Below are 24,760 nucleotides of genomic sequence, written 5' to 3'. Positions count from 1 at the left end.
TTTGCTGTGTCGCCCTCTGCCTGTCAGGTGAACGCTATGGATACCTGATTCGCTTTGGAGCGCTCGTCACGCAAACATTGACAGAAATTAATTATAGTACGGCCGTTGCCTGCGGTCAGAGCGCTGTCCCCGTGAACGTCCGCCTTGGTCGCTCGGTGCTTGGCGACTGCATAAATCAAAAGGGACCGCGCATGAGCAAATATTTGGTTTTGTTATTGGCTGGCGCCACAGGCGTTGCTCAGGCGCAATCCATATGCACTTACCCGTGGTATCAATCGATCGATAAGATACTGCACACATCCGATGCGCAAGGGCACGGGCCAGATATAGGCTCCGACGAATGGAAATCGGTGATCGAATTCAAGTTAGGGGTTCGCGATGGAGCAAACGTCCCTGAACGAAGCTCCGAACAGTGGTGCCAGTACATTGATCAGCATATCAATGCAATGCAGCCGACTGGGGGCGGCACGGAAAAATCGTCGACTGCCAATGTGACACCTGGCCCTTCATACGATTGCGCCAGAGTGGAGCCTGGCGGTATCGAAGCGATGATATGTGAGGACAAGGCGTTATCCGCGCTCGATCGCAATCTGTCGGCAGTTTATGCCAGTGCGAGTATTAAGGCCGGCAACGAGCATCCTCCCCGGCTAAAAGCAGAACAACGTGGATGGATCAAGGGACGCGACGACTGCTGGAAGAGTGATGACGTCAGTGCATGCTTGCGCATGGAATACCAGCACCGCATCGCCGAGTTGCAAGCACGCTACCGACTGGTATCGGGCACTGGGCCTGTCTATTACGAATGCGACGGCAACCCTGCTAGAGAGGTGACTGTCATGTTCTTCAAAACCGATCCGCCGACATTAATCGCCGAGCGTGGTGACAGCGTATCGCTGATGTACCAGCAGCCAAGTGGCAGTGGCATAAAGTACCTTGGGCGCAATGAAACGCTTTGGGAGCATCAGGCCGAGACCATAATCACTTGGGGATACGGTGGGCCCAAGTCGCAGTGCAAAAGAAAGCCTTGAGCAACGATTCAATCAGCTGGGTAATTGCATATTGCTGCCCCTCGTGACAGGCAGAAATCGGCCAGAAGCTGTCGTTCGAACACCAAGGTTAAACGGGCTTGTTCAAGCCACCATTGCAACCTTACGGATTACTAATCCTTGCGAGTAAGGGCTAATGACGAAGCATCTAATGATGCCTCGTCTTGAAGCTTAGGCTGGCTTGAAACAGTACGCAGCCAGCTTGTTCCCATCGAGATCCCGCGCGTAAGCCGCATAGGCGTCAGGTGCCCAGCCTCGCGGACCCGGTGCACCTTCGTCGGTGCCGCCACTGGCCAGCGCCGCGGCGTGGAAAGCGTCAATGGCCGCACGATTCGGCGCTTCGAAGCTGATGGTGACACCGTTACCCACGCTGGCCGGGGCGCCGTTCGCCGGTTTCAGCACGAAGAAGGACGGAGCGCTCTCCCCCCAGATCGACCCCTTGTCGTCCAGATCAGCGATGCGTTTTTGGCCCAGGGTACCCAGGACATTGTCATAGAAGCTGCGCGCTTTTTGCAGGTCGTTGGTACCGACGGTCACATGAGTGAAAATGGTCATCTTTGTGCTCTCTTTGGTGTAGATATGCTGGGTTGATGTTGCAGGTTTTCGCGCCTTTGACTGGCCCTGACGGGTTTCGCCAAACCTGTTGAGTCAGCGATCGAAATGGATAACGGTGCGGATGCTTTCGCCTTGGCGCATCAGGTCGAAGGCTCTGTTGATCTCCTCCAGCCCCATGGTGTGGGTAATGAAACTATCCAGTGGAATGTCGCCCTTTTGCGCGTTCTCGACATAGCTGGGTAGCTCGCTACGTCCTTTCACACCGCCAAATGCCGAGCCGCGCCAGATGCGCCCGGTCACCAGCTGGAAAGGACGGGTACTGATTTCCTGACCGGCGCCAGCGACGCCAATGATCACCGACTCACCCCAGCCCTTGTGGCAGCACTCCAGGGCGGCGCGCATCAGATGGACGTTGCCAATGCATTCGAAGGAATAGTCCACACCGCCCTCGGTCATCTCGATGATCACGTCCTGGATCGGCCTGTCATAATCCTTGGGGTTGATGAAGTCGGTAGCGCCCAGTTGCCTGGCAATCTCGAACTTGGCCGGGTTGATATCGATCGCGATGATCCGGCCGGCCTTGGCCATGGTCGCACCGATAATGGCTGCCAGGCCGATGCCGCCCAGACCGAAGATCGCCACACTGGCTCCCTCCTCCACGTTCGCGGTGTTGAGCACCGCGCCAATGCCGGTGGTCACACCGCAACCGAGCAGGCAGACCTTCTCCAGTGGCGCATCCTTGGGGATTTTGGCCAGGGAAATTTCGGGAAGCACGGTGTATTCGGAGAACGTCGAGGTGCCCATGTAGTGAAAGACAGGCTGCCCTTCGTAAGAGAATCGGCTGGTGCCATCTGGCATCAAACCTTTGCCTTGAGTGGCACGGATTTTCTGACAAAGATTGGTCTTGCCGGAGGTGCAGAATTTGCACTCGCCACATTCCGGGGTGTAGAGCGGGATCACATGGTCGCCCACCGCCAGTGAAGTTACCCCCTCGCCAACCGCTTCGACGATACCGCCACCTTCGTGGCCAAGAATAACGGGGAAGATCCCTTCGGGATCGGCGCCGGATAACGTAAACGCATCGGTATGGCAGACACCTGTCGCAACAATGCGTACCAGCACCTCACCGGCTTGCGGCGGCGCTACATCGACTTCGACAATTTGCAGAGGCTGGTTCGCCGCGAAGGCGACGGCCGCTCGTGATTTGATCATGTTCGTGATTTCCCGGACGCAAAGAGGCGCCGTTCCTGTGTAGAAACAGTCAAGAGATTGTGTTCATAGGAGCGTTACAGAGGGCGGGCGTCCTTGCCCTTGAGGCCGATTAGAGCGATGCCTCGATCTTCTTTGCTGCGGCTTCGTCGACCCAGGCATGCCAGATTTCCGGGTGTTCCTTGAGGAACATCCTGGCCAGCTTCGGCGATTCGATGCGTTCCCGGGTCATCCTCGCCAGGTTCTGATTCAACAAGTCGATCGGAATGTTGACCTTCTCCAGTACTGCGACCAGTTCAGGAGCCTGTTCATGAAATGCCTTGGAGAGTCCCACCATGGTGATGACGTCTTTGTTGGCGCCGGTCTTTTCCTCCAGCCTTATCGCATCGATCTGCCCCATCAGCGGCGTCGGTGACCAGTAGTAGAACAGCACCGGCTCACCGCGTTTGTAACTGGACAGGACAGCCGCATCCAATGCCGCACCGGTACCTGGACGAAAGTTTGTGAACGTGTTTTCAAGACCATACTCTTTCAACATCTCGGTATTGTCCTGCTCACAGATCCAACCCGCAGGACAGTTGTAGAAACGGCCTTTGGACGGTTCTTCCGAATCGCGAAAAACACTCGCGTACTTGCTCAGGTCCGCGACTGTCCTGAGGTCGGGCGCCTGCGCTGGCCGGTTACGTTTAGCGTCCCCTTCAACGACGTAACGCGGCACATACCAGCCCTGAGTCGCACCAATGATCGGAGCGCCAACCCCGACAACCTTTCCGGCCGCCACCGCCTTTTTCCAGACTTCGCTGCGCTCCATCCACTCTTCGCCAAACACCTGAATGTCGTTGCCGGCCAGTGCGGTCTCGAGAATGATGGTGTTACCCACCAACTGATCCGTTGTACAGCCATAACCATCCTTGAGCACGATCATCATGATGTCGGTGAGGAGCATCCCGCTCTCCCAGTTCAACCCGGCAAATTTCACCGACTTGCCCGATTCACACCACCCTGAGGCCTGGCTTGAAGCACTACCGACAAGCAAGCCAAGGGTGAGCAAAGAGGCCAACAAACTCTTCCTGTTTTTCATGATCAGACGCTCCGAATCATTATTATTGGGGGCAGCGAACTGTTGTGTGCGACACAGGAGCAAACGAGTCCATCAGATTTAGCATGGACAAGTGCGTGCGCAAACACGTGAAACAAAGGCGTGAATCAATTGCATTTATTGTTATTGGCGAAGCTCAAGCTAATGGATCAACAGAAGTACGCCCGTAGAACAACTGGCGCGCATAGGCACTGAACTCGACATCGGGCTGGTCCACGTACGCAAACACCGCGTTGAGCCTCAGCCTGTCCCCTTCCACCGGCGTGACCCGGTGCAATGAATAGCGGCCGCGGAACAATGTCAGGGTGCCGGGCACTTGAGGGAGAACCTCTACCTGCTGTGTTTGCGAGTCATCGAGGAATTGCCTGACCGCGTCATAGCAATCGTCTCTTTCATTGCGCAGCATCCGCACATACTCGAAATCCCCACCGGCGCTTGCAGCCTGAAGCGACAGCGTGACGCTGAAGTCGGAACGATCAAAGTGCCACCCCAACTCCTGCCCTGCCGTGAAGCCCTGCAAGTTAAGGGCGGCTAATGGATCGGCATGACGATAGAGCGTGTCCAGAGCCAAAACATCTTTGATGAAAGCAAGGACTTCGTCCGATCCATAGATCTGCCGGATCAAATGGTCGGCAGGAATATCGGCATAGGCAACAGTGTCTTTTGCCGTGTTCATCAAGCGTCGTAGCGGGTGTTCCGGATCAACGCTTTCGTCCTGAGGTTTGAAATAAACCGTGTGGTTTTCCCGAAAATGAAACATGCGCGAGTGCAGTGCAAGTGTCTGCTGCGCCATCGCGACAACCGTTGGATTGCGAACAAAACCCGGAAAGATCGCAACGCCCTCTTGTGCCAGCAACGACTGACTGTGAGTGACCAGTGCGAGATAAGCGGGGCTGGTGCGATCGGTGATTGGGTAACGCTCGAGATCGACGAGATCGCCCAGGGTTAGCGCAGGTGTGAAAGGCAGGGTAGTCATTGTTGTTGGTCTCCGTTGGCTCTGCTGGATTCAGATTGCATCGGCACCAAAAACAAGTCACGCTCATAATTTTACGCAATTTTGTGAATTATTTTCAGGTCGTATAACCATGAGACTGACGCTGGATCACTTGGTGATGTTGCAAACCTTGTCGGAAGTCGATTCGATCACCGCGGTGGCCGAACGTTTATGGCTGACACCTTCAGCCGTCAGTCACCGCATACGCGAAGCGGAGCGGCGGCTAGGTGTGAGCCTGACGGAAAGATCAGGAGGAAAGCTCAGACTCAGCCCTGCCGGCGTGCGCCTGGAACGGGCCGCCAAAGACATCATTGCCATACTCAATGAGGCTGAGTCCGAGGCCCGGTCCATGGCTGGTGGCGTCACAGCGTTTGTCCGTATGGGTGTCACCTCCTACGGCCCATTTCGCTGGATTCCAAAATTCATCAAGCACTACTCAAGTCTTCGGCCGGACATCGAAATCACACTGGTGACCGTGCCCCGTAACGACGTTTACGCGAGCCTGATGCAAGGCAGACTGGATGTGTCCATTATCGATGACGGCATGGTGCCTAGCGGTGTCGCGAAGTTGCCACTTTTTCGGGACGATTTGATTGCAATCATGGCAACCGATCATCCCCTTGCGGGAAGGAAAAATATCTATGCGGAAGACTTCAAGACTTACAACCTGGTGACGTATTCGACCGATCGCGCCAGTGGCTGGGAGTATGACCGTTTCTTCGCCCCCGCCAGCATCTTGCCGCGCCGCATGATCACGGTGGAGTTGATCGAAGCCATCGTTGAACTGGTCCGCTCAGGATACGGAATCAGCATATTGCAACGGGATTTGGTAACCCCCAGTCTTGAACGCGGGGAGCTTGCGTGGGCGGCCCTGAATGACGGCCTGGATATCGCCTGGAACGCAATCGTTCGCCCCTCGGAACGGGAAGATAGCGAGGTCAGTAAAATGGTTACGGAGCTTGATACCTGGATAAAAAACGCAGGAAAACCTGAACGCAGCTAATCGCTGGTTGATGCGTAAAAATGGTTTTTTGGTCGATGGCTGCCCCTCGTGACAGGCAGAAATCGGCCAGAAGCAGCCCTTCATGATCGGCTGCTAATCGCTTGGCGGCTTGGGGTGTACTCTGCCCCTCGTGATAGGCATCAATTGGCCAAAAGTTGACGATTGAGAACCGGGCGTGCTCGACCAGAAGCTATTACGACGAGGCGAAAATTTTTAGCCTTCATGCTCCTTTATGGACATCTTCCACCGAATGGGCATATCGCTTCGTGGCCTCCATAACCAAGCCCTTTCGCTCGTCACGATTGATGAAACCTTTGATTGAATAGTCCTCGGCAAGCCGAAGTAATTCTTCGTATTGCTCTTGAGCAGTCGCTCGAATTTCGGGCATAACCAGCATTGATTGCCATGTCTCAAGCGCTTGCGCTTTTCGGTCTTCGTACATGATTACGACTCCCAAAGCCCTTGTTGCGATAGAGCCATGCGAGCAGCGGAATGTTCACCAAGGACGACGTGTGGCATTTCCCAGTCAGAAGGATTGATGATGACACCCACGAACAACATACAGACCGGCGTGCCATAGCCAGGTCTTTCGGTTGCGCAAATGGGACCTAAGACGGGACGCCCATTCATCAACGCAAAGCATAATGAGGTGAACGTCCACGACAAAAAAATGGACATAACGTTGAGGGATTAACGCACAAGTTATGCAAATCCCAGGAACGACAGGACGACCGCGACCACCACTACTAATCCGACAATGTAGATGATGCTGTTCATGATTTTCACCTCTCAACCTGAATGAAATTGCGCGGCGAAGGTGTGCTTTTGTTATCACTAAACCTTGCCCGCTGTTCAATCGACAACAACGAAGCTCAATTTGCTCCTGTGCAAACTTCTCTGAGTGACGAGGTGGCAAAAGATGCGACAGGTGGGTAAATGCTCGAAGCAAAGACGCTGAGCTTGCCCACTACACCGTCCTGAGCGAAACGTTCAGAGAATCCGACATTCAAATTCCGGTTTACCCGCACCTTGAGCTTTTGCCTGAACCTGGGCTTCGAGTTTTTCCTAGCCAGGCGCTAATAGAATTTTGAGGCCCCTTCAGGAGGGCGTAAGGATGAATGTGAGCGAAGAAGCACATCGACTAGGATTGCCGACACCGTAATGGCCGTTCTGCATGTCCGCTATGGTCATTTGCTGCCCTGCGTGGCAGGCAGCAATCGGCAAAAAGCAGCCGCTCACGAACGACTACTTCCGACCCAATATAGCCTGTCAGTAATCTTGGAGGTTCCTTCCTTTGACAGGTTCATCTGCCCACCCCGGCTGCCGCTCGAACGCCTCGAACAGCTCGAAAATGGTCGACTTGACCTTCTGCACGGCATTGCTCTCTACAACCGTGTCATGCCAGCACAGCGAAAGATCCCGCTTGAACAGTCGATGATCGATCCTGGCCAGCTTGAGCCTGTGTTGCACAAGCTCAACATGGGCCGCGGCCCACGGCAGGATCGTGACACCGAGCTGCGCCTTGACGGCTGAGAACAACAGGTCGGTGGAATTGGCTTCGAATTCAACCTCGCATTTCAAGCCGGCCTCCTGCAGTGCAAATTCGACCCGACTGCGAATAGTGTTCGGAGCACAGGGCAGCACCAGCGGCATCTTCGCCAATGCCTCGATCGACACTGGTTCATCCGATAATGAAAATTCCGGCCACGCCACCAAATACAGCGTTTCGGTTAACAGCCGCCGGAAAGCCATGCCCCGGGTTTCGACCACATCGACATTCACCGCCAGTGCCACTCGCCCTACCGTGATCAGACGTCCGAGTTCGGCGCTCGGAGAATCAATCAATTCCAACTTGATACCCGGATAACGGCTGCGAATCGTGCGTGCGAGCGGAATTGCCAGCATGCGCGCCGTACTCGACGGCATGCCGACCGAGACTTTGCCTTGCGGGAATTCGGCGTCCTGGCGCAGCAGTTCGTGGGTGCCGTCGGCCTGGCGCAGCAGTTCGATGGCATGCCGATAAAGCGTTTGCCCAGCCGCCGTGGGAACAACGCCATGCACGCTGCGCTCGAGCAGTTGCATCCCCATGTCCTGTTCCAGGTTGCGCATCTGCTGGCTGATGGCTGGCTGCGCGATATGCAGCGTTTCACTGGCGCGGGTGATGTTCCCGCACTCGACCACCTTGATGAAATACCGCAACTGGCGCAGGTCCATGTGTACCTCCCAAGCCATATGATTTTCCGATGACTGTAGAGAAATATCATATTTGAAGGTTATGAGATACGGCGCCTAGACTCGTCTCACAACGCGAAGCGCTAACGGTCGTCACAGGCGAATGGCGCTTCAAAGGCCTTAGTGCAATGACCGGTATTCAACCCTTCAATGGAGAACCCTATGCAAGCTATGCAAGGCGTGAAAATCGTCGACCTGAGTCGCGCACTGTCCGGGCCGTTCTGCACCATGGTGCTGGCAGACCTCGGTGCCGATGTGATCAAGATCGAGCCCGGCCCGACTGGTGATATGAGCCGCACCTGGGGCCCCTTCGACCGTGGCGTGAGCACCTACTACTTATCGTGTAACCGCAACAAGCGCGGCATGTGCATTGACTTGCGCACCCCCGAAGGGTTGACCACTATCCAGCAGTTGATCGATGACGCCGACGTCGTCATCGAGAACTTCAAACCTGGCACGCTGGAAAGCATGGGCCTCGGTTATGAGGTGCTCAGCGCCCGCAATCCGCGACTGGTATTGGGCAGCATTAACGCCTTTGGCGCCGACGGGCCGATGAGCAGTTGGCCCGGCTTCGACCAGATCGCCCAAGGCTACTCGGGGCTGATGAGCCTGACCGGTTTCGTCGATGGCGACCCGACACGCACCGGCACCGCCATCGGCGATTTGACTTCGGGCATGTGGCTGGTGACAGCGGTGCTGGCCGCGCTGCTCGAGCGCGAGCGCACCGGGCGTGGCCAACATGTCAGCACGTCGCTGCTGGCCAGTCTGGTCGGGTTGCTGAGTGTGCACGGCCAACGCTACCTCAGCCTGGGGGATGTGCCGCGCCGCACCGGTAACGCCCATTCGGTGATTGCACCTTACGGCGTGTTCCAGACAAAGGATGGCCCGCTCAATCTGGCGCCGATCACCTCGGCCATGTGGGGGCGTTTGTGCATACTGCTCGATTTGCCCGAGCTGCCGGATGATTCGCGCTTCGCCACCAATGAAGCGAGGGTCGAACGTCGTGACGAATTGAGAGAGATTCTGGAAAGTCGTTTGAAAACCCGCAGCAAACGCGAGTGGACCTCGCTGTTCGTCGATGCAGGATTACCCGCCGGCCCGATCAACACTCTCGATGAGGTCTTCGACGACCCGCAGGTGCTGCACAGCCAACTGACCGAGACACTCACGCACCCGACCCTTGGTGCACTGCGTCAGGTAGTGACCCCGGTGTTCTGCGCCAATGACAGCGTTGTCAGCCGCCCACCGCCGCTGCTTGGCGAACACACCGTCGAAGTATTGCGCGAAGCCGGTTTCGACGCTGCATCAATCAACGCACTGCTCGCCGCTAAAATAGTGTTCCAGAATTCCGATGACATGACCGGCGCGCAATCGACAGGAGCCGCACAATGAATTCAGCCTCTTCCGCAACAGTGACCGTCAACCGGGTCGATGAACGCATCGCGCGGCTGGTCTTCAGCAACCCCACACACCGCAATGCACTCAGCGCGCAACTGCTGACGGCGCTCGACGAAAGCCTCATCGCACTGGCGTCACAACGCATCCCGGTGGTGATCCTCGGCAGCGAAGTCGGCCAATCCGTGTGGAGTGCCGGCCACGATATCCGCGAACTGCAACACGACCGCGACCCGATTGCCTATGGCAAACCGCTCGAACAGGTATTGCGCCGCATCCGCGCCTATCCCGGCGTGGTGGTTGCCCTGGTGTCCGGCTCGGTGTGGGGCGGCGCGGTGGATCTGGTAATGAGCTGCGACATGGTCGTCGCGGACCGCAGCGCAAGCTTTGCCATGACTCCGGTGAACATTGGATTGCCCTACACCACCAGTGGATTGCTGCGCTTCTTCAACAATTTGCCAATTCACGTGTTGAAGGAAATGTTTTTCACTGCACAAAAGCTCGATGCGGTGCGGGCGGAACGGTTTGGTCTGGTCAATCGACTGGTCGACACTGATGTGCTGGAAGCGACCGCGCTGGAACTGGCACACGGCATCGCCTGCAAAGCGCCGCTAGCCGTTGCGGCGGTCAAGGAACAGCTGCGTATCCTCGAAGACCTGCAACCGATTCCGGTGCAGGCGATGGAGCAGATTGCCGAACTGCGCCGACAAGCCTGCGAAAGCGCTGACTTTGGCGAAGGACTGGCAGCCTTTGCCGAGCGCCGGCCAGCAGCATTTAATGGCAATTAGCACGACATCGTTGAAAGCTTCTGTGTTTGTACGATCGACTTCGCAGGCAAGCCACGCTTCCTCGTTTCGTCACGCTCGGCCCGACGCGAGTCGATTGCTAAACATCCCGAGACAATAACAACAAGGACGGTACCTGCGGGACCGTCCGAATGCGGGGAGTCAGATTGAAATGAATAATGAAATTCTGTCGATTTTAGTGCTGGTGGTCATTTTCGGTATCGCCAGCGTGTTGCCCATCAATATGGGCGCGCTGGCGTTCGCGGCGGTCTTTATCGTCGGTTCGGTGATAATGGACATGACACCGGCGACCATCTTCGCCGGCTTTCCCAGTGACCTGTTCCTGACTTTGGTCGGTGTCACCTATTTATTCGGCATCGCCCAGAACAACGGCACCATCGACTGGCTGATCGAACGGGCAGTGTTGATGGTGCGTGGCCATGTCGCCTGGATACCCTGGGTGATGTTCGTGGTGGCGGCGCTGCTCACCGGTTTCGGTGCGCTGAGCCCTGCGGTGGCAGCGATCCTCGCGCCTATTGCTCTCAACTTCGCCGTGCAGTACCGCATCAACCCCGTGCTCATGGGACTGATGGTGATTCACGGCGCTCAAGGCGGCAGTTTTTCCCCTGTGAGTATTTTCGGTGGCATAACCAATCAGATCGTTGCGTCCTCCGGGCTGCCTTATGCACCGTTCACTCTGTTCATCGCCAGCCTGCTGTTCAACCTGGGGATTGCCATGGTGGTATTCGTAGTCTTCGGTGGTTTACGTAGCGCTCGCCTGTCATTGGTGGTGGTCCCGTCCGGTCCCGAATTGCATGCTGTCGGTGCATCGCTGGCCATTCTTGGCCACGGTGGTACGCCGGCGTCCCCTGCTTATCATCGTACTGACCTGACGGGTGCCGGTGCGCCGCTACAGACCCTCAGCGGCCTGGACGGGGCCAAGCTGTCGACGCTGGTCGGGCTGTTGGCCCTGGCGATCTCGGCATTAGTGTTCAAGTTCAATATCGGGTTGGTGGCCATGACGGTCGCGGTAGTCCTGGCCATGTTCGCACCTAAGGCGCAGAAGGCGGCCATTGACAAGGTCAGTTGGTCGACTGTTCTGCTGATCACCGGGATCATCACCTACATCGGAGTGATGCAGACCATCGGTACCATCGACTATGTCGCCCATGGCATCTCCGGCTTGGGTGAACCGCTGCTGGTCGCTTTACTGCTGTGCTTCACTGCCGCAATTATCTCGTCCTTCGCTTCGTCCACGGCGTTGCTAGGGGTGATCATTCCCTTGGCCGTGCCATTCTTGAGCCAGGGCCACATCAGTGCGGTCGGCGTGGTCGCGGCTATCGCCATTTCCACCACCATCGTCGACACCAGCCCGTTCTCCACCAATGGTGCGCTGGTGGTTGCCAATACCCCCCCGCTGGAACGAGAAAAAGTGTTGCGCAGTCTGCTGATCTATAGCGCGGTGGTTGCCCTGGTGGGACCCTGTGTTGCCTGGTTGACCCTAGTGGTGCCCGGGGTGCTCTGAGCTTTCGGGTCAGGCCCTGATCAACCTGATGGACTCAATTTTTCCGTCACCTGCCACAAGGGGTAAATTCCTGCACGATTTTCGGAAGGGAAGAATCGAAGCCATAAGTGCAGAACCTGCCCGCCCGCAAAAATGAGCCTTTTGAAATGGAAGTCATCTCATGTTCGAACGTAACAAACTGGTTCCGGAGTTAATGGTAAGCAACCTGGATAGCAGCCTGGCTTTTTGGGTTTCTTGCCTGGAGTTCAAAGTAGCTTATCAACGCCCGGAAGATGGATTTGCATACCTTGATTTGAATGGTGCTCAAGTAATGCTTGAACAGGTGGATTCGGACGCGGGTCAATGGCTGACTGCGCCGTTGACTAAGCCGTTTGGAAGAGGCATCAACCTACAGATTGATGTTGAGGCTGTCGCACCCATCATCCAAAAACTTGATCAGGTTGGATTCCCTCTCTATCGAGAATGCAAAGACACCTGGTATCGGGCGGACAATGTAGAAGTAGGCCAGCGCGAATTCATCGTCCAGGATCCCGACGGTTATCTCGTAAGGTTGGTAGAGCGGTTGGGTGAGAGACCGGCTTGCTCAATCTGAATCTGAGCCAAGCCGACCGTCAGCTTTGGGTTGTGGATTCAACCGGTCGGTAGCTGCCCATCGCGTCAGGCAGCTATCGGCCAGTCGGCGCCCCTCCCCCTGCTGCGCACCCTTCACACTCACGCCTGATCCATAGCCTCTTCTACCACGCCCTTATCCTCCCCCAGGAACCCGCCGCTTTGATGCTGCCAAAGCCGCGCATAGACGCCGTTCTTCCCGAGCAATTCGGTGTGGGTGCCCTGTTCGATGATGCGTCCGTCATCCATGACGATGAGCCGATCCATGGCTGCAATCGTGGACAGCCGATGGGCGATGGCGATCACCGTCTTGCCCTGCATCATTTCATCGAGGCTTTCCTGAATGGCCACTTCGACTTCCGAGTCCAGCGCGCTGGTGGCCTCGTCAAGAAGCAGGATCGGGGCGTTCTTGAGCATCACCCGGGCAATCGCGACGCGTTGGCGCTGGCCGCCCGACAGCTTGATGCCGCGCTCACCCACAAGGGTGTCGTAGCCGGTATGGCCTTGCCGGTCGCTCAATTGGCTTATGAATTCATCGGCCTGGGCATTGGCCGCGGCGCTGCGGATTTGCGCATCGGTCGCATCGGGACGGCCGTAGGCGATGTTGTCGCGAATGGAACGGTGCAGCAGGGAGGTATCCTGCGTGACCATACCGATGCAGCCGCGCAGGCTGTCTTGCGTCACTTGTGCGATGTTTTGGCCATCAATGCGAATCTCTCCGCTGTCGACGTCATAGAAACGCAGCAGCAAGTTGATAAGCGTGGATTTGCCGGCGCCAGAGCGGCCAACCAAGCCGATTTTTTCGCCCGGGCGGATGCTCAGGCTCAGACCATCGAGCACCTGGCGTTCGCCATTGTAATTGAAGCTCACCTTATCGAAGGTTACCGCGCCGCCGGAGGTCACGAGCACGCCGGCACCCGGCGCGTCCTGCACCTTGGTGCCCTGGGTCAGCGTCGCCATGCCATCCTGCACGGTGCCGATGCTCTCGAACAGCGAGGTCATTTGCCACATGATCCAGTTCGACATGCCATTGATACGCAACGCCATGGCGGTGATTGCCGCCACGGCACCTGCGCCGACCTCACCCTGGTGCCATAGCCATAGGGCATAACCACCTGCTGCCATGATCAACGCCACCACCAATGCCTGGTTGACGATTTCGAACTGGCTTACCAGGCGCATCTGGCGAAAGCCGGTGTGCTTGAAATCCTCCATCGCTGCGCGCGCGAAGTGCGCTTCACGATTGGAGTGGGAGAACAGCTTCACCGTAGTGATGTTCGTGTAGGCGTCCGAGATACGCCCGGTCATCATCGACCGCGCATTAGCCTGTTCCTGCCCGACTTTCCCCAGACGGGGCACGAAGTACAGCATGGCCAGGCCGAACAACACGACCCAGGCAACGAAAGGCAGCATCAGTTTCAAAGCGAAGCCACCGGCCAGTGCGATGATCGCAATGAAATACACCCCGATCCCGGGCACGATCTCGATAAGGGTGAATAGCACGTCGCGCACCGCTAGCGCAGTCTGCATCACCTTGGTGGTGACTCGGCCGGAAAACTCATCGGAAAAAAACGAAAGGCTTTGTCGCAGCATCAGGCGATGGAAGTCCCAGCGCAGCCGCAACGGCAAGTTAATCGCCAATATCTGGTGCTGCACCATGGTGCGCAATGCCACCAGCCCGACACTGGTCACCATTACGATGCCCATGCCCCACAACACGCGACTTTCCTGCGCAGCCGCTTCACCGCCTGCCTGCCAGGTCGAGAGCAGGTCCACGACCTGCCCGAGGAAGGAAAACAGCCAGGCTTCGTAAATCGACACACCGGCACTTAGTAGCGCAAGTGCAAGGATGTAACCGCGGGCGCCCCGCGTACAGGCCCACAGGAAGCGAGCCAGGCCATCGGGTGGCGGTGGTACCTCGTCAGGAGGAAAGGGGTCGAGCCTTCGTTCAAACGCACGAAGCATGGTGTTCTCCAAAACGATCAAGTTGAGGGGATTCTGCCATTGAACGGTTGCTTTGAGGGTTTTGCGAAGTTGAGATGTGGCGCTGTTGGCAGGTCGCTCCCAGGATTGGGTTGCCGGGTGCTGGCTATCAAACGTTGCCAGAGACCCGGTCGGCAGGGATAAATCGGCCGGTATCGAAGGGAACTGGCCAAGACCGGACGTTCATCCAAGGACTGCTTTCGGCCGACTCGGTTGAAAACAGTCGACCATGGTTTCCGCAGCAGAAAACAACCGGGCCTCGCGCTCAGGACAATTCAATGGGACCGAACATATTCTGCAGGTGACGTGACGAACTGGATCAAAACTCGGGTTGAAGCTATACCGAAAGGGTTCAGAGTGGGGATGGACCACACGCTCGATTAGCGACTGAGGAGAACTTCGCGGTGTCGAATCAGCTGGTCATACGCAACATGACCCGTCCCGAGTTGGACGAGCTCGTCGATTGGGCTGCCCGTGAGGGTTGGAATCCCGGTCTCCACGATGCCGAGCTGTTCTGGGCGACGGACCCTGCCGCTTTCATCGCAGCGTCCCGGGGCGGCGAATTGATCGGCGGCGGTGCCATCACCTCCTACGATGGCGAATTCGGTTTCATGGGCTTTTTCATCGTCCGGCCTGAATATCGCGGTCAAGGTCTGGGCAATACCCTCTGGCACGCACGCCGCGAGCGACTCCTCGCCCGCCTGCGCCCAGGCGCGAGCATCGGCATGGACGGCGTCTTCGCGATGCAGGACTACTACGCCAAGGGCGGTTTCGTCTTCTCCCATCGCAACATGCGTTTTCGTGCCGAGATCACCGAACGCCCGGCGACCTCGCAAGTAGACGACCAGGACATCGTCCCGCTGGCCACTTTCCCGCTCGATCAGATTGTCGATTACGACCGCACCTGCTTCCCCGTCGCGCGCGCAACCTTCCTGAGCGGGTGGATAGCCCAAGCCGATGCACTCGCCGTGGGTTGCCGGCGCGACGGCAGGCTAAGCGGCTATGGCGTAGTCAGGCGCTGCCGGGAAGGCTGCAAGATCGGCCCCTTGTTCGCCGATGACGCCCTGGCAGCCAACGCCCTCTACGCGCGCCTGGCGGAATTTGCGCAGGGTGGCCCGCTGTTTCTCGATGCCCCGGAGAGCAACCCCGCCGCGATGGCGCTCGTGCACCAACAGGGCATGATCGAAGTTTTCGGCTGCGCACGCATGTACCTCGGCCCTCCTCCGGCGATCGCGCACGAACGTGTGTTCGGCGTCACGACTTTCGAGCTGGGCTGATGTCCGCTCGCGACCTCATCGGTTATGGCGGCTGCCCACCTCACCCGCGCTGGCCCGGTGAGGCGCGCGTCGCGGTCCAGTTCGTACTCAACATCGAAGAGGGCGCGGAGTCATGCATCCTCAATGGCGATGCAAAGTCGGAGACCTGGCTTCACGAGCTACCGGGCCGTCCGCCGCGTGTGGGGGAACCGGACTTGAGCGTAGAGGGCATGTACGAATACGGATCGCGCGCAGGCGTGTGGCGCATTCTGGAGCTGTTCAGCGCCCGAGGCCTGCCGCTGACCGCTTTCGCCGTCGGCCGGGCACTGGAACTCACCCCGGCGATTGGCCATGCGCTCAGCGCTGCCGGGCATGAGATTGCCGGGCATGGCTACCGTTGGCTGGACTATCGCGACATGCCTGAAGACCAGGAGCGGCGCCATATCCGCCTCACCCTCGACGTGATCGAGCAGATCTGCGGTAAACGCCCCACAGGTTGGTACACAGGAAGGGTCAGCCAGAACACCCGCCGCCTGTTGCGTGAGGAAGGTGGGTTTCTCTATAGCTCGGACGCTTACAACGATGACCTGCCCTATTGGCTCCCGGGCTCGCCCGCCCACCTGGTGATCCCTTACACGCTGGTCAACAACGACGCCCGCTATCTGCTGGCGAATGGTTTCGCCTGCGGTGAAGACTTCTTCCGGCTGCTCAAGGATGCTTTCGACCTGCTGTGGCAGGAGGGCGCGCACCACCCGAAGATGATGAGCGTCGGCCTGCATGGGCGGATCAGTGGCCATCCTGGTCGTGCGATGGCGCTGGCGCGTTTTCTGGATTACGTGCAAGGCCACGACGCGGTGTGGATCTGCCGGCGCGAAGAGATTGCCAGGCACTGGATTGCCCAATTCCCCGCCTGAGTGATAAGTGGCTCGGGACCGCCTGAGCCACGCTCAATGATGCGGCAATATGTTTCGACCCCCAGTACGCGACCGTGCTGGCTACAAACAAATCGGGTGGGCGCGCTATGCGGTTCAACACCTCAATCCGCTAATCCACAATGAACAACTTCGCTGTGGTGGTGGCGGGATCCACCGGCTGAATCCAGAAGAGATGACTGCTCATGCGAGCTTTATGGTGCCGCCCTGGATATCGTCGCGCGCCATCCGCAAGTCATTGGCATCGCGGTTGAGCTGGTGAATCATGTTGAGCAACCGCTGACGAAGCACCTCGTCCTGGAGCTGTTCTGCTGCGCGCATCACATCAAGCGCCGCTACCTCATTATTGGTTGCGACGGAGTCGAGCAGTTTGCGCATGCTTCTTGATGGCCGATTCATCTCCAACCCCCCAGGTTTCAGTGACGCGAATCATAAGGCTGGAATGTTTCGCCAGTGTTTCAGCTGCACGAACGGGTTCTGAATCGCCGACTCCGGCTGAGTCGACGCTAGCCGAATCCATCAGTGATGAAGCTAAGCGGCCCGCTCCAGGGCATCCAGCAAGCCAACAAACTCCAGCGAAAGCCTGTGGCGAGGAGCCAAATGGACGAGAGGGACTGAAACTTCGTGAGATTCACGCATCTTGACGGAGCTGCTCAGGTAAACCGGTAGCAGAGGTAAACCCTCTGCCAACAGCTCATCAATGAGACTTTGGTGCATGCCAGTGCGCTCAGTGAACTGGTTAACCACCACCCCTTCCACTTCCAGTGATTCGTTGTGATCACAACGTAGATCTTCTACCTGCGCAAGAACGCGATACAGCGCCTGACGAGAAAAGCTGTCGCAATCGAACGGAATCAGTATTCGATCGGCAGCCACCAGTGCACTGAATGTGTAGAAATTCAGCGACGCAGGTGTGTCGATATAGATGCGTTCATAATCCCCGGACAGCTCAACCAATAACTTGCGTAGCTTGTTGATCTTGAACTTGCTCTCAAGTTTTGCCTGAATGTCTGAGAGTTCAGGGCTGGCAGCCACCAGGTGAAGGTTGTCGTAAAGGGTCTCGGTTATGGCCACTCGATTCCTTCTGCCTTCGAAGCCGCTGGACAGTGTCTGTTTGAAGAAATCGGCTATGCCTGCGGGAATGCGCTCGTTGAGTAGTCCCGTGAGGTAGTGAGTCGAGTTTGCCTGGGGATCGAGGTCAACCAGCAGCGTTCGGTAACCTTCGGCAGCACTTACAGCGGCAAGATTGCAGGCAATGCTGGATTTTCCAACACCACCTTTCTGATTGAATACGACACGACGCATCGGGCTTGCTCATCCATGAAAGTGGCCTAAGGCCAACTGAAGGAAAATCTAAGTAGTCATTTCAATTCTATGACCGCAACATTACAGTTTTACGACAGCCCGTCCATCAGGCCAGCTTCAATCACTCGGAGTGCTGATGCACATCAATGACTAATCAGTACAAGGGGGACCGTTAAGCAACTTGCGCAGATACTTCGCCGATGCAGGGCACAAATGCTTGAATTGAACTGTCTGGGTGATAGCCGCAGGCGCCTCGTCCCTGCCAAGCAGTTCGTATCCATTGGCAGAGAAAAAACCGGCAGCGCCTTGAGTCAACAGGTGCAATCGGACTGCGCCTTGAGAGACCGCATAGCGTTCCAGTTCAGACAACACCGCTTTACCCAGCCCCTCTCCACGATGCGTCTCACAAACGACTATTGAGCGAAGCAACAGATCGGAACCCGCACCCTCGAGCCCCCCATAAGCCACCCACTCCCCATCCACTTCGAACCGGTAAAACTGTCGATCTGGTTCACTGACATCACTGAAGGGCAGCCCTGCCTGGCTTAATGACTTACACAGATGATCCAGATCACTCGGCCCTACTTTTCTTGCCTGCATTGCCGCCCCCCCCTTGCTTCTGACTCACTGAGTTTCACGGTAGTAATTACCGGTGTCGACAAGATCACTGCAACGCAAGAGAGCGGTTAATGGCATGCTGACCTCGGTCTGTGATTGAGCACTCTCAAGATCGGTACCCATTTCTCATCCAAGGTCAATAGGACGCAGGGTCGGCAGGAGGCATGCAATGGAACTGAAGTTCAGTCACATCGATGTATTGGTCAAGAATCTCGACGAAGCCTGTGCTTACTACGTACAGATACTGAACGCCAGGATCTCCAAAACGCTCGTCTGGGAGCGAGGTGGTCTGCACGTGCGCTACGCGATTGCGCTGATCGGTCAAGAGCGTTTCATGTTAGTACAGCCGTTGGCCGGGAACCTGAGGGAGCTATTGGACTCCTCGGGTGAAGGGATGATTTATCGCCACTGCTATTCGACGCCGGACATCGAGAAGGCCTATGACGAACTGATGGTCGCCGGTGTCCAGCCAGAAGACGAAAACGGAAAGCCATTGGCCCGCGCGAACCTGCAATCCCCGTCCGGGACACGCATTATCTGGTTGCCCAAGCGCTTCGGGCACTTCTCTATCGAAATCCTGGAAGACAAGGCGCTAGAGGCATTTGTAGAAGCTGCATTTGCCTGAGTGATGCGGCGATAAACGTCTGCTTGCTGTGGATTCAACGGTCATACCCATTTTTCGCATGCCCGAGAAGCACCTCCAAAACAGCACTGACAGACAGGGGAGCTGCTTTTTCAACAGAACCGGTCAGAAGCAGCCTCCCCCCACAAAATCCTGAAATAAACAGAAGATGTGCCGCGCCGATCACAAAGGTAGCGGTCTGTCTTGAATGACCCGCTTCATGACCAGGGTCGAGGTGAGCCGTTGCACATTAGGCAATGTCGAGAGGCTCTCATCGTAAAGCCTTTGAAAGGCGGGCAAGTCCTGGGCAATGACGTGCAGCAGGTAGTCCGGCTCCCCAAACAGCCTTTGGGCATCGACCACCTGAGGTATTTCAATGAGCGCCGCCTCGAACGCCTCGACGGCTTGCCGGTCACCCTCGCGGAGCGTGGCAAATACCATTGCGGAAAAATTCAGGCCCAGTGCACCGGGATCAAGCTGCGCACGGTAGCCCAGCAATACACCGGAGTCCTCCAGTGCCCGCACTCGCCGATGACAGGGTGAAAGGCTCAAGCCGACGCGTTCGGCAAGTTCAGTGACCGAAAGACGGCCATCCTTTTGCAGCTCGGCAAGAATCTTCCGGTCAGTTCTGTCCACGTAGAATAATCTCCCTCACTGCGACGAAAATACGACCACCTTTGAAAGTTAATTCTAACAACATTTCATTAATCTTCCCCCATCCATTAACAGCCGTACTCCTCTTCAGGAAACAAGAGGGGCGGCCTATGAGAGGCGGGATGATGAATAACGCGATGATTGATGAACGGGCGTGGGTGACGCCATGACCTTCAGTGTCTTTGTTGCCTTCTGGGCGGTGTCGTTTCTGTTCGTCGTTACGCCCGGAGCGGATTGGGCCTACGCGATATCCGCTGGCCTGAAGCATCGCGTCGTCATACCGGCTGTGGGCGGACTGCTGTCCGGCCACCTGATTGCCACATTGGTGGTAGCCGCTGGTGTCGGCACCCTGGTCGCCAACCATTCTGGGGTCATGTCAGTGCTGACGGTGGCCGGGGCGGGTTACCTGCTTTGGTTGGGCATCAACATGCTCACCCGTCCCTCCACACCCCACACCGATGAAGTTCAGGCGTCAGGCTCATGGTTGCGCTGGGCGCTCAAGGGGCTTTGCGTCAGCGGCCTGAATCCGAAAGTGTTCCTGCTGTTCCTGGCGCTCTTGCCCCAGTTTGCCGATGCCACTGCCCCCTGGCCTGTACCGACGCAGATGATTGCGCTCGGGCTTGTCCACACCCTCAGTTGTGGCGTTATTTATCTCCTGGTCGGTTTTGGCTCACAGGTTGTTCTAAAGGCACGCCCAGCCGCCGCTCAGTGGGTCAGTCGTTTCTCCGGAGCGATCATGATCATCATCGCCGTGACGCTGTTTACCGAACAGATGCCGGCTTGATTGCCTCATCAGGACAGGTCGTCGTTCTCATCCAGAGGTGATGATTGATGTGCGCATTCTCGTAGCCAGTTCATGAAAACCAGCAGTCGCTTAGGGATAGTGCCGAGCGACGGGTGAACCAGATAGTAATCGTAGTGGCCTGAGCGGCTGAATTCAGCGAGCGGCAGGACGAGCTCGCCGCGATCAACCCGCTTCTGCACAAGCTGCTGACGGCCAATCGCAATGCCGGCGTGGTTCATGGCTGCGGTCACACATAAATCAGAGCGATCGAAGGTCAAGCTACGTTTGGGAAGTGCCGCGAGCATGTTGTGTTGCTCTGCCCAAAGCGTCCACTCGGCATCATAGGCCGCATGATCCCACGCCAGGGAGTCATGCAAGATTGTGCAGTTCCTTAAGTTGTCCGGGTTCTCCTCCAGGCGGTGGCGTCGCGCATACTCGGGACTACACACCGGGGCCAGCCGCTCGCGCATCAACCGATGGCTCGTCAACCCGGGAAACTCGCCATTGGCGTAGTACAGGGCCAAGTCGATTTTACGGGTTCGAAAGTCGACATTGTCATTGCCTACCCGCAGGTCCAATGACACCAAGGGATATCGCTCGATAAAATCCGCCAGCCTGGGAACCAGCCAGCATTGGGCAATGGAAGGCCTGACATAGAGCGCGATCGAGCCGGCAATTTCCGCCTGTGTCGATTGCTCGAGTGCCTCGGACAATTCTCCCATCGCATTCTGGAGTATTTCGAAGATACGCTCGCCTTCGTCGGTCAGGCTGACCTGCCGGGTCAGGCGCTGGAACAGCTTCATGGATAAGGCGGTTTCCAGACGACTTATACGGTGGCTCACGGCGCTTGCGGTCAAACACAGCTCCTCTGCCGCACGGGCGAAGCTCAGATGACGAGCGGCAACCAAAAAGGTGTGAAGGTTCGCGAACTGGCTGCTGTTGAGCCTGGAGCTGATACGTGGAGGAAGGTTGAGCACGACAGTTTTCCCTCAAACCCAAAAGCCGCCTTGCGTTGTACGCATTTCCAGCGGGCAAACGTAACGGATGTGGCAAGACGTTGATCTTGCCACATTCGGTTCAGGCTTAAATCAGCGAGAACTCTGTCGAGTCCAGGCAATTCGGGTCCATTCAGACCAGATTAACCTTTGGCGAGCAATTCACGGCCCTTGGCCAGATAAGCTTCCATCTCGTCGCAAGGCACCATATTGCCGCCCGTTGCCCAAACCAGATGGGTGGCTTGCACCATGGCCTGACGGTCCAGGCGCGCGCGAGCCAGGTAGCCCTGCTGGTCGGCCTGGACTCTGGCAATGCCGGGCACGCCGGCGAGCGCGGATGGCTCGAGGCGCACACCTTCGCTGCGCTCCATCAGTGCCAGCAAACTGTACATTTCCTCGTCGCTGACCGTGTAGAAACCATCAAGCAAGCGCTGCATGGCCTTGCCGACAAAACCTGAAGCGCGTCCGACGGCCAGGCCGTCCGCAGCCGTCACGTTGTCGATGCCGAAGTCTTGCACGCTCACTTCGTCGTGCAGGCCGGTATAGACGCCCAGCATCATGCATGGTGAGTGTGTGGGCTCGGCGAAGATGCAATGGACAGCGTCGCCAAAGGCTAGCTTCAGGCCGAAGGCCACGCCGCCTGGCGCGCCACCCACCCCACAGGGCAGATAAACAAACAATGGATGTTGCGCATCCACGGTGATGTCAGCCGCTGCCAATTGCTTTTTCAGGCGTTCGGCAGCCACCGAGTAGCCCAGGAACAGGTTGACCGAGTTTTCATCGTCCACAAAATGGCAGGCAGGATCGGACTCCGCTTGTTGACGGCCTTGCGAGACGGCCACGCTGTAATCGGAGGAGTACTCAATAACGGTAACGCCGTGTGAACGTAACTTGTCTTTCTTCCATTGCCGCGCATCCGCCGACATATGCACGGTCACCTGGAAACCCAATGCCGCCCCCATGATGCCGATGGACATGCCAAGGTTGCCGGTCGAGCCAACGGCTATTTTGTATTGGCCGAAAAAGGCACGCGCCTTATCGCTGTCCAGCACCGCGTAGTCGTCATCAAGCGTCAGCAGATTCGCGGCCAACGCCAGGTCTTCGGCATGCTTGAGCACTTCATAGATGCCACCACGCGCCTTGATGGAGCCTGAAATCGGCAGATGGCTGTCCCGCTTGAGCCACAGCGCCCCTTCCAACGCCTGACCGTAGCGCTCGCCGAGCAATTGCTGCAGGTGTGGTACGGGCAGAATGTCCGATTCGATAATGCCGCCACTGCACTCCGTCTCCGGAAACGCGCGCCGCAGGTAAGAAGCAAAACGCGTCAGTCGCGCGCTGGCATCGGCGACGTCTGCGGCCGTCAACCCCACATCGCCAATCGATTCCGCGACCGGCGCCACAGCAGGGTTGAACCAGGTGGTTTCTTGCAGCGCGACCAGATCGCGAATCAAAGGATAACTGGCGTACCAGCTTTCAAGTGTCTTGCCCAAAATCATGGCGTGATCCCTTTAAACAATCAGGCGGAAAATACGGGTTGAATCAAACGAATTGCGACAGCAGCAGGGTCAGCCCCAGCGCGATCAATGAAGCCAGTACGGTGGCCGAGGTGAATTTCTTCAACGCTTCGGCGAGCGAGACTCCCAGGTACTCCTTGACCACCCAGAAGGCCGAGTCCGTCACATGGGTCCAGCCAATGGCGCCGGCACCGATGGCAATGCAGATAATTTCCTTACTCACGGTGGGATGAGCGCTCAGCATCGGCATCACCATGCCGGCGGCGCTGATCATTGCCACCGTTGCTGAACCGACGGCGAAGTGCATCAGCCCCGCCACCAACCACGCCAGGACGATGGGATTCATATTCAATTGCGTCAACGAGCCGGACAGCGCGTTACCCACGCCGCTGTCGACCAGGATGCCGTTGAATGCCCCACCGGCACCGATGATCAGCAGAATGCTGGCCAGCGGAGGAAAGCTCTTCTGAGTGTGCGCGAGCAAGTCAGGCATTGATAAGCCACGGCGCAAACCCAGCGCCCAGTAAGCGAACACCACAGCAATGGACAGTGCTATCAGCGGCGTCCCCAGGAACGAAACGATGCTGAAGAGCCCGGAGTCATGGGGCAGTCCGGCCGCAAAACTTTTGCCGACCATCAGCAGCAGTGGCAGCAGGATGGTCAGCAGTGTCAAGCCAAGGCCTGGCAAGTCCCGGGTCGCGCTGTCAACGCAATGTTCGTCCAGAAAAGCTTCTTGAGTGTCGGGCGCTTCACTCTTGCAGACCAGCTTGATCCACAGCGGCCCGGCAATGATGGCGGTAGGCAGCGCGATAATGAGGCCATACACAATAACCTTGCCGACATCGGCGCCCAGCAGCCCGGTGATGGCCATCGCGGCAGGGTGCGGGGGCAACATGCAATGAACTGCCATCAGCGACACGGCCAAGGGCACGCCCAGGTACAAAAGGTTGATCCGGGTCTCTTTGGCGACCACATAGATCAGGGGAATCAGCAGAACGAATCCAACCTCGAAGAACACCGGGATGCCCGCGATAAACCCTACTAGCATCATGGCCCATGAGGCACGCTCTTTACCCAGGGTGCTCAATAGCGTCTGGGCAATGCGCTCCGCGCCACCGGATTCTTCCAGCATCTTGCCGAGTATGCCGCCAAGGCCAATGATCGTTGCCAGGAATCCGAGTGTTCCACCGACACCTTTTTCATAGGAAGAGGCCATTTGCGCCAGTGGCATGCCTGAACCGATGCCCACCACAAAGCTCGCTGCGGTCAAGGCCAGGAATGCGTGGACACGCACTTTGACGATTAGAAAAACGATCAGAATGATGGCGGAAAACAACACCACCAATAGAGTGGGACCACTGTGCATACAATCTCCTGAAAGAGCTTTTATTGTTGAAATAAGTGATCTTGGTCACTCAGCTTTTCGGCATTAGAGAGCGCAACACAGGGACCTGACAAAGGATGGATTTTCAAGGGATGGATGACATGAGGTCATCTATGGTGAGTGCATGGCGTGAAGTGATGAAAGTTCGAGCCATATCTACAAGGGACTGGAGGCTATCAAAGCCTGGAAGCAAGCCTCGCAGGCCAAGTGAACCTGAAGCACGGGGCCAATGAGTTTTTTTATCATGTCAAGGAGCGCAAA

Annotated in this window: 24 protein-coding genes; 10 read left to right on the top strand and 14 right to left on the bottom strand. The window is 57.1% G+C overall.

The genetic code is table 11. From position 1 onward, the window contains the following. Positions 1-191 precede the first annotated feature (191 nt). Positions 192-1,028, top strand: coding sequence for an MliC family protein (locus AC1Q6Y_RS23490; protein ID WP_492625248.1), 837 nt, complete (start codon positions 192-194; stop codon positions 1,026-1,028). Between the two features lie 189 nt (positions 1,029-1,217). On the opposite strand, the gene AC1Q6Y_RS23485 is transcribed toward AC1Q6Y_RS23490, so the two are convergent. From AC1Q6Y_RS23485 to AC1Q6Y_RS23470, 4 genes are all read right to left on the bottom strand, one after another. Beyond that, on the bottom strand, positions 1,218-1,601 hold the full coding sequence (locus tag AC1Q6Y_RS23485; protein WP_057715289.1) for a VOC family protein: 384 nt from the start codon (positions 1,599-1,601) through the stop codon (positions 1,218-1,220). Positions 1,602-1,694: 93 nt separating this feature from the next. Beyond that, positions 1,695-2,813 (bottom strand): S-(hydroxymethyl)glutathione dehydrogenase/class III alcohol dehydrogenase, encoded by a 1,119-nt coding sequence (locus tag AC1Q6Y_RS23480; protein ID WP_492625247.1) that lies wholly within the window; start codon positions 2,811-2,813, stop codon positions 1,695-1,697. Positions 2,814-2,922: 109 nt separating this feature from the next. Continuing rightward, positions 2,923-3,891 (bottom strand): ABC transporter substrate-binding protein, encoded by a 969-nt coding sequence (locus tag AC1Q6Y_RS23475; RefSeq protein WP_090454905.1) that lies wholly within the window; start codon positions 3,889-3,891, stop codon positions 2,923-2,925. A 154-nt stretch (positions 3,892-4,045) separates the two neighbouring features. Beyond that, positions 4,046-4,885 (bottom strand): HalD/BesD family halogenase, encoded by an 840-nt coding sequence (locus tag AC1Q6Y_RS23470; protein ID WP_057715292.1) that lies wholly within the window; start codon positions 4,883-4,885, stop codon positions 4,046-4,048. A gap of 109 nt (positions 4,886-4,994) precedes the next feature. On the opposite strand from AC1Q6Y_RS23470, the gene AC1Q6Y_RS23465 reads away from it, so the two are divergent. Continuing rightward, a complete protein-coding gene (locus tag AC1Q6Y_RS23465; RefSeq protein ID WP_057715293.1) occupies positions 4,995-5,906 on the top strand; it encodes a LysR family transcriptional regulator in 912 nt (303 codons plus the stop codon). A 220-nt stretch (positions 5,907-6,126) separates the two neighbouring features. On the opposite strand, the gene AC1Q6Y_RS23460 is transcribed toward AC1Q6Y_RS23465, so the two are convergent. Both AC1Q6Y_RS23460 and AC1Q6Y_RS23455 read right to left on the bottom strand, forming a co-directional pair. Further along, entirely contained in the window at positions 6,127-6,348 is a 222-nt protein-coding gene (locus tag AC1Q6Y_RS23460) for a hypothetical protein (RefSeq protein ID WP_492588132.1), read from the bottom strand. A gap of 827 nt (positions 6,349-7,175) precedes the next feature. Then, on the bottom strand, positions 7,176-8,120 hold the full coding sequence (locus AC1Q6Y_RS23455; RefSeq protein WP_057715295.1) for a LysR substrate-binding domain-containing protein: 945 nt from the start codon (positions 8,118-8,120) through the stop codon (positions 7,176-7,178). 180 nt (positions 8,121-8,300) lie between these two features. On the opposite strand from AC1Q6Y_RS23455, the gene AC1Q6Y_RS23450 reads away from it, so the two are divergent. The 4 genes from AC1Q6Y_RS23450 (at position 8,301) to AC1Q6Y_RS23435 (ending at position 12,435) form a co-directional block, all read left to right on the top strand. Continuing rightward, complete coding sequence (locus tag AC1Q6Y_RS23450; protein ID WP_057715296.1) at positions 8,301-9,530, top strand: CaiB/BaiF CoA transferase family protein; 1,230 nt, start codon at positions 8,301-8,303, stop codon at positions 9,528-9,530. Next, complete coding sequence (gene scpB, locus AC1Q6Y_RS23445) at positions 9,527-10,321, top strand: methylmalonyl-CoA decarboxylase (protein ID WP_492625246.1); 795 nt, start codon at positions 9,527-9,529, stop codon at positions 10,319-10,321. The genes AC1Q6Y_RS23450 and scpB overlap by 4 nt, the downstream gene beginning before the upstream one ends. A 169-nt stretch (positions 10,322-10,490) precedes the next feature. After that, positions 10,491-11,843 carry an SLC13 family permease gene (locus tag AC1Q6Y_RS23440; RefSeq protein WP_492625245.1) on the top strand — a complete coding sequence of 451 codons (1,353 nt, stop codon included), beginning with the start codon at positions 10,491-10,493 and terminating at the stop codon, positions 11,841-11,843. Between the two features lie 160 nt (positions 11,844-12,003). Then, complete coding sequence (locus AC1Q6Y_RS23435) at positions 12,004-12,435, top strand: bleomycin resistance protein (RefSeq protein ID WP_090454899.1); 432 nt, start codon at positions 12,004-12,006, stop codon at positions 12,433-12,435. 119 nt (positions 12,436-12,554) lie between these two features. Here AC1Q6Y_RS23435 and AC1Q6Y_RS23430 read toward each other — a convergent pair whose 3' ends face one another. Continuing rightward, positions 12,555-14,417, bottom strand: coding sequence for an ABC transporter ATP-binding protein (locus tag AC1Q6Y_RS23430; protein ID WP_218498428.1), 1,863 nt, complete (start codon positions 14,415-14,417; stop codon positions 12,555-12,557). Positions 14,418-14,839: 422 nt separating this feature from the next. On the opposite strand from AC1Q6Y_RS23430, the gene AC1Q6Y_RS23425 reads away from it, so the two are divergent. Continuing rightward, on the top strand, positions 14,840-15,712 hold the full coding sequence (locus AC1Q6Y_RS23425) for a GNAT family N-acetyltransferase (RefSeq protein WP_492625244.1): 873 nt from the start codon (positions 14,840-14,842) through the stop codon (positions 15,710-15,712). Further along, entirely contained in the window at positions 15,712-16,605 is an 894-nt protein-coding gene (puuE, locus tag AC1Q6Y_RS23420; protein WP_492625243.1) for an allantoinase PuuE, read from the top strand. The genes AC1Q6Y_RS23425 and puuE overlap by 1 nt, the downstream gene beginning before the upstream one ends. Before the next feature lie 201 nt (positions 16,606-16,806). Here the strand turns inward: puuE and AC1Q6Y_RS23415 are convergent, their stop codons facing one another. From AC1Q6Y_RS23415 to arsN2, 3 genes are all read right to left on the bottom strand, one after another. Then, the gene (locus AC1Q6Y_RS23415; protein WP_057715303.1) at positions 16,807-17,022 is read right to left on the bottom strand and encodes a hypothetical protein; all 216 of its coding nucleotides are present in this window, start codon (positions 17,020-17,022) and stop codon (positions 16,807-16,809) included. A gap of 132 nt (positions 17,023-17,154) precedes the next feature. Then, the gene (locus AC1Q6Y_RS23410) at positions 17,155-17,928 is read right to left on the bottom strand and encodes a ParA family protein (RefSeq protein ID WP_340315778.1); all 774 of its coding nucleotides are present in this window, start codon (positions 17,926-17,928) and stop codon (positions 17,155-17,157) included. 150 nt (positions 17,929-18,078) lie between these two features. Then, positions 18,079-18,528 carry an arsenic resistance N-acetyltransferase ArsN2 gene (gene arsN2 / locus AC1Q6Y_RS23405; RefSeq protein ID WP_090454895.1) on the bottom strand — a complete coding sequence of 150 codons (450 nt, stop codon included), beginning with the start codon at positions 18,526-18,528 and terminating at the stop codon, positions 18,079-18,081. Positions 18,529-18,715: 187 nt separating this feature from the next. Between arsN2 and AC1Q6Y_RS23400 the strand changes: the two genes are divergently transcribed. Then, entirely contained in the window at positions 18,716-19,171 is a 456-nt protein-coding gene (locus tag AC1Q6Y_RS23400; protein WP_057715305.1) for a VOC family protein, read from the top strand. 180 nt (positions 19,172-19,351) lie between these two features. Here AC1Q6Y_RS23400 and AC1Q6Y_RS23395 read toward each other — a convergent pair whose 3' ends face one another. Next, the gene (locus AC1Q6Y_RS23395) at positions 19,352-19,804 is read right to left on the bottom strand and encodes an Lrp/AsnC family transcriptional regulator (protein ID WP_090457843.1); all 453 of its coding nucleotides are present in this window, start codon (positions 19,802-19,804) and stop codon (positions 19,352-19,354) included. A gap of 184 nt (positions 19,805-19,988) precedes the next feature. Here AC1Q6Y_RS23395 and AC1Q6Y_RS23390 point away from each other — a divergent pair, with 184 nt between their 5' ends. Then, a complete protein-coding gene (locus AC1Q6Y_RS23390) occupies positions 19,989-20,606 on the top strand; it encodes a LysE family translocator (protein ID WP_340315774.1) in 618 nt (205 codons plus the stop codon). An 8-nt stretch (positions 20,607-20,614) separates the two neighbouring features. Here the strand turns inward: AC1Q6Y_RS23390 and dsdC are convergent, their stop codons facing one another. The 3 genes from dsdC to AC1Q6Y_RS23375 all read right to left on the bottom strand — a co-directional run bounded on the left by dsdC (position 20,615) and on the right by AC1Q6Y_RS23375 (position 24,481). Further along, on the bottom strand, positions 20,615-21,583 hold the full coding sequence (gene dsdC / locus AC1Q6Y_RS23385) for a DNA-binding transcriptional regulator DsdC (protein WP_090454881.1): 969 nt from the start codon (positions 21,581-21,583) through the stop codon (positions 20,615-20,617). A 161-nt stretch (positions 21,584-21,744) separates the two neighbouring features. Then, positions 21,745-23,097, bottom strand: coding sequence for a D-serine ammonia-lyase (dsdA, locus tag AC1Q6Y_RS23380; protein WP_492625242.1), 1,353 nt, complete (start codon positions 23,095-23,097; stop codon positions 21,745-21,747). Between the two features lie 43 nt (positions 23,098-23,140). Continuing rightward, positions 23,141-24,481, bottom strand: a complete 1,341-nt coding sequence (locus tag AC1Q6Y_RS23375) for a GntT/GntP/DsdX family permease (RefSeq protein ID WP_057715308.1) — start codon at positions 24,479-24,481, stop codon at positions 23,141-23,143. Positions 24,482-24,760 lie beyond the last annotated feature (279 nt).

It is taken from the genome of Pseudomonas sp. GW823-FHT06E10, from assembly GCF_058794995.1.
The sequence above is the reverse complement of the archived record's forward strand: the minus strand, read 5'-3'. Positions and strand labels throughout refer to the sequence as shown.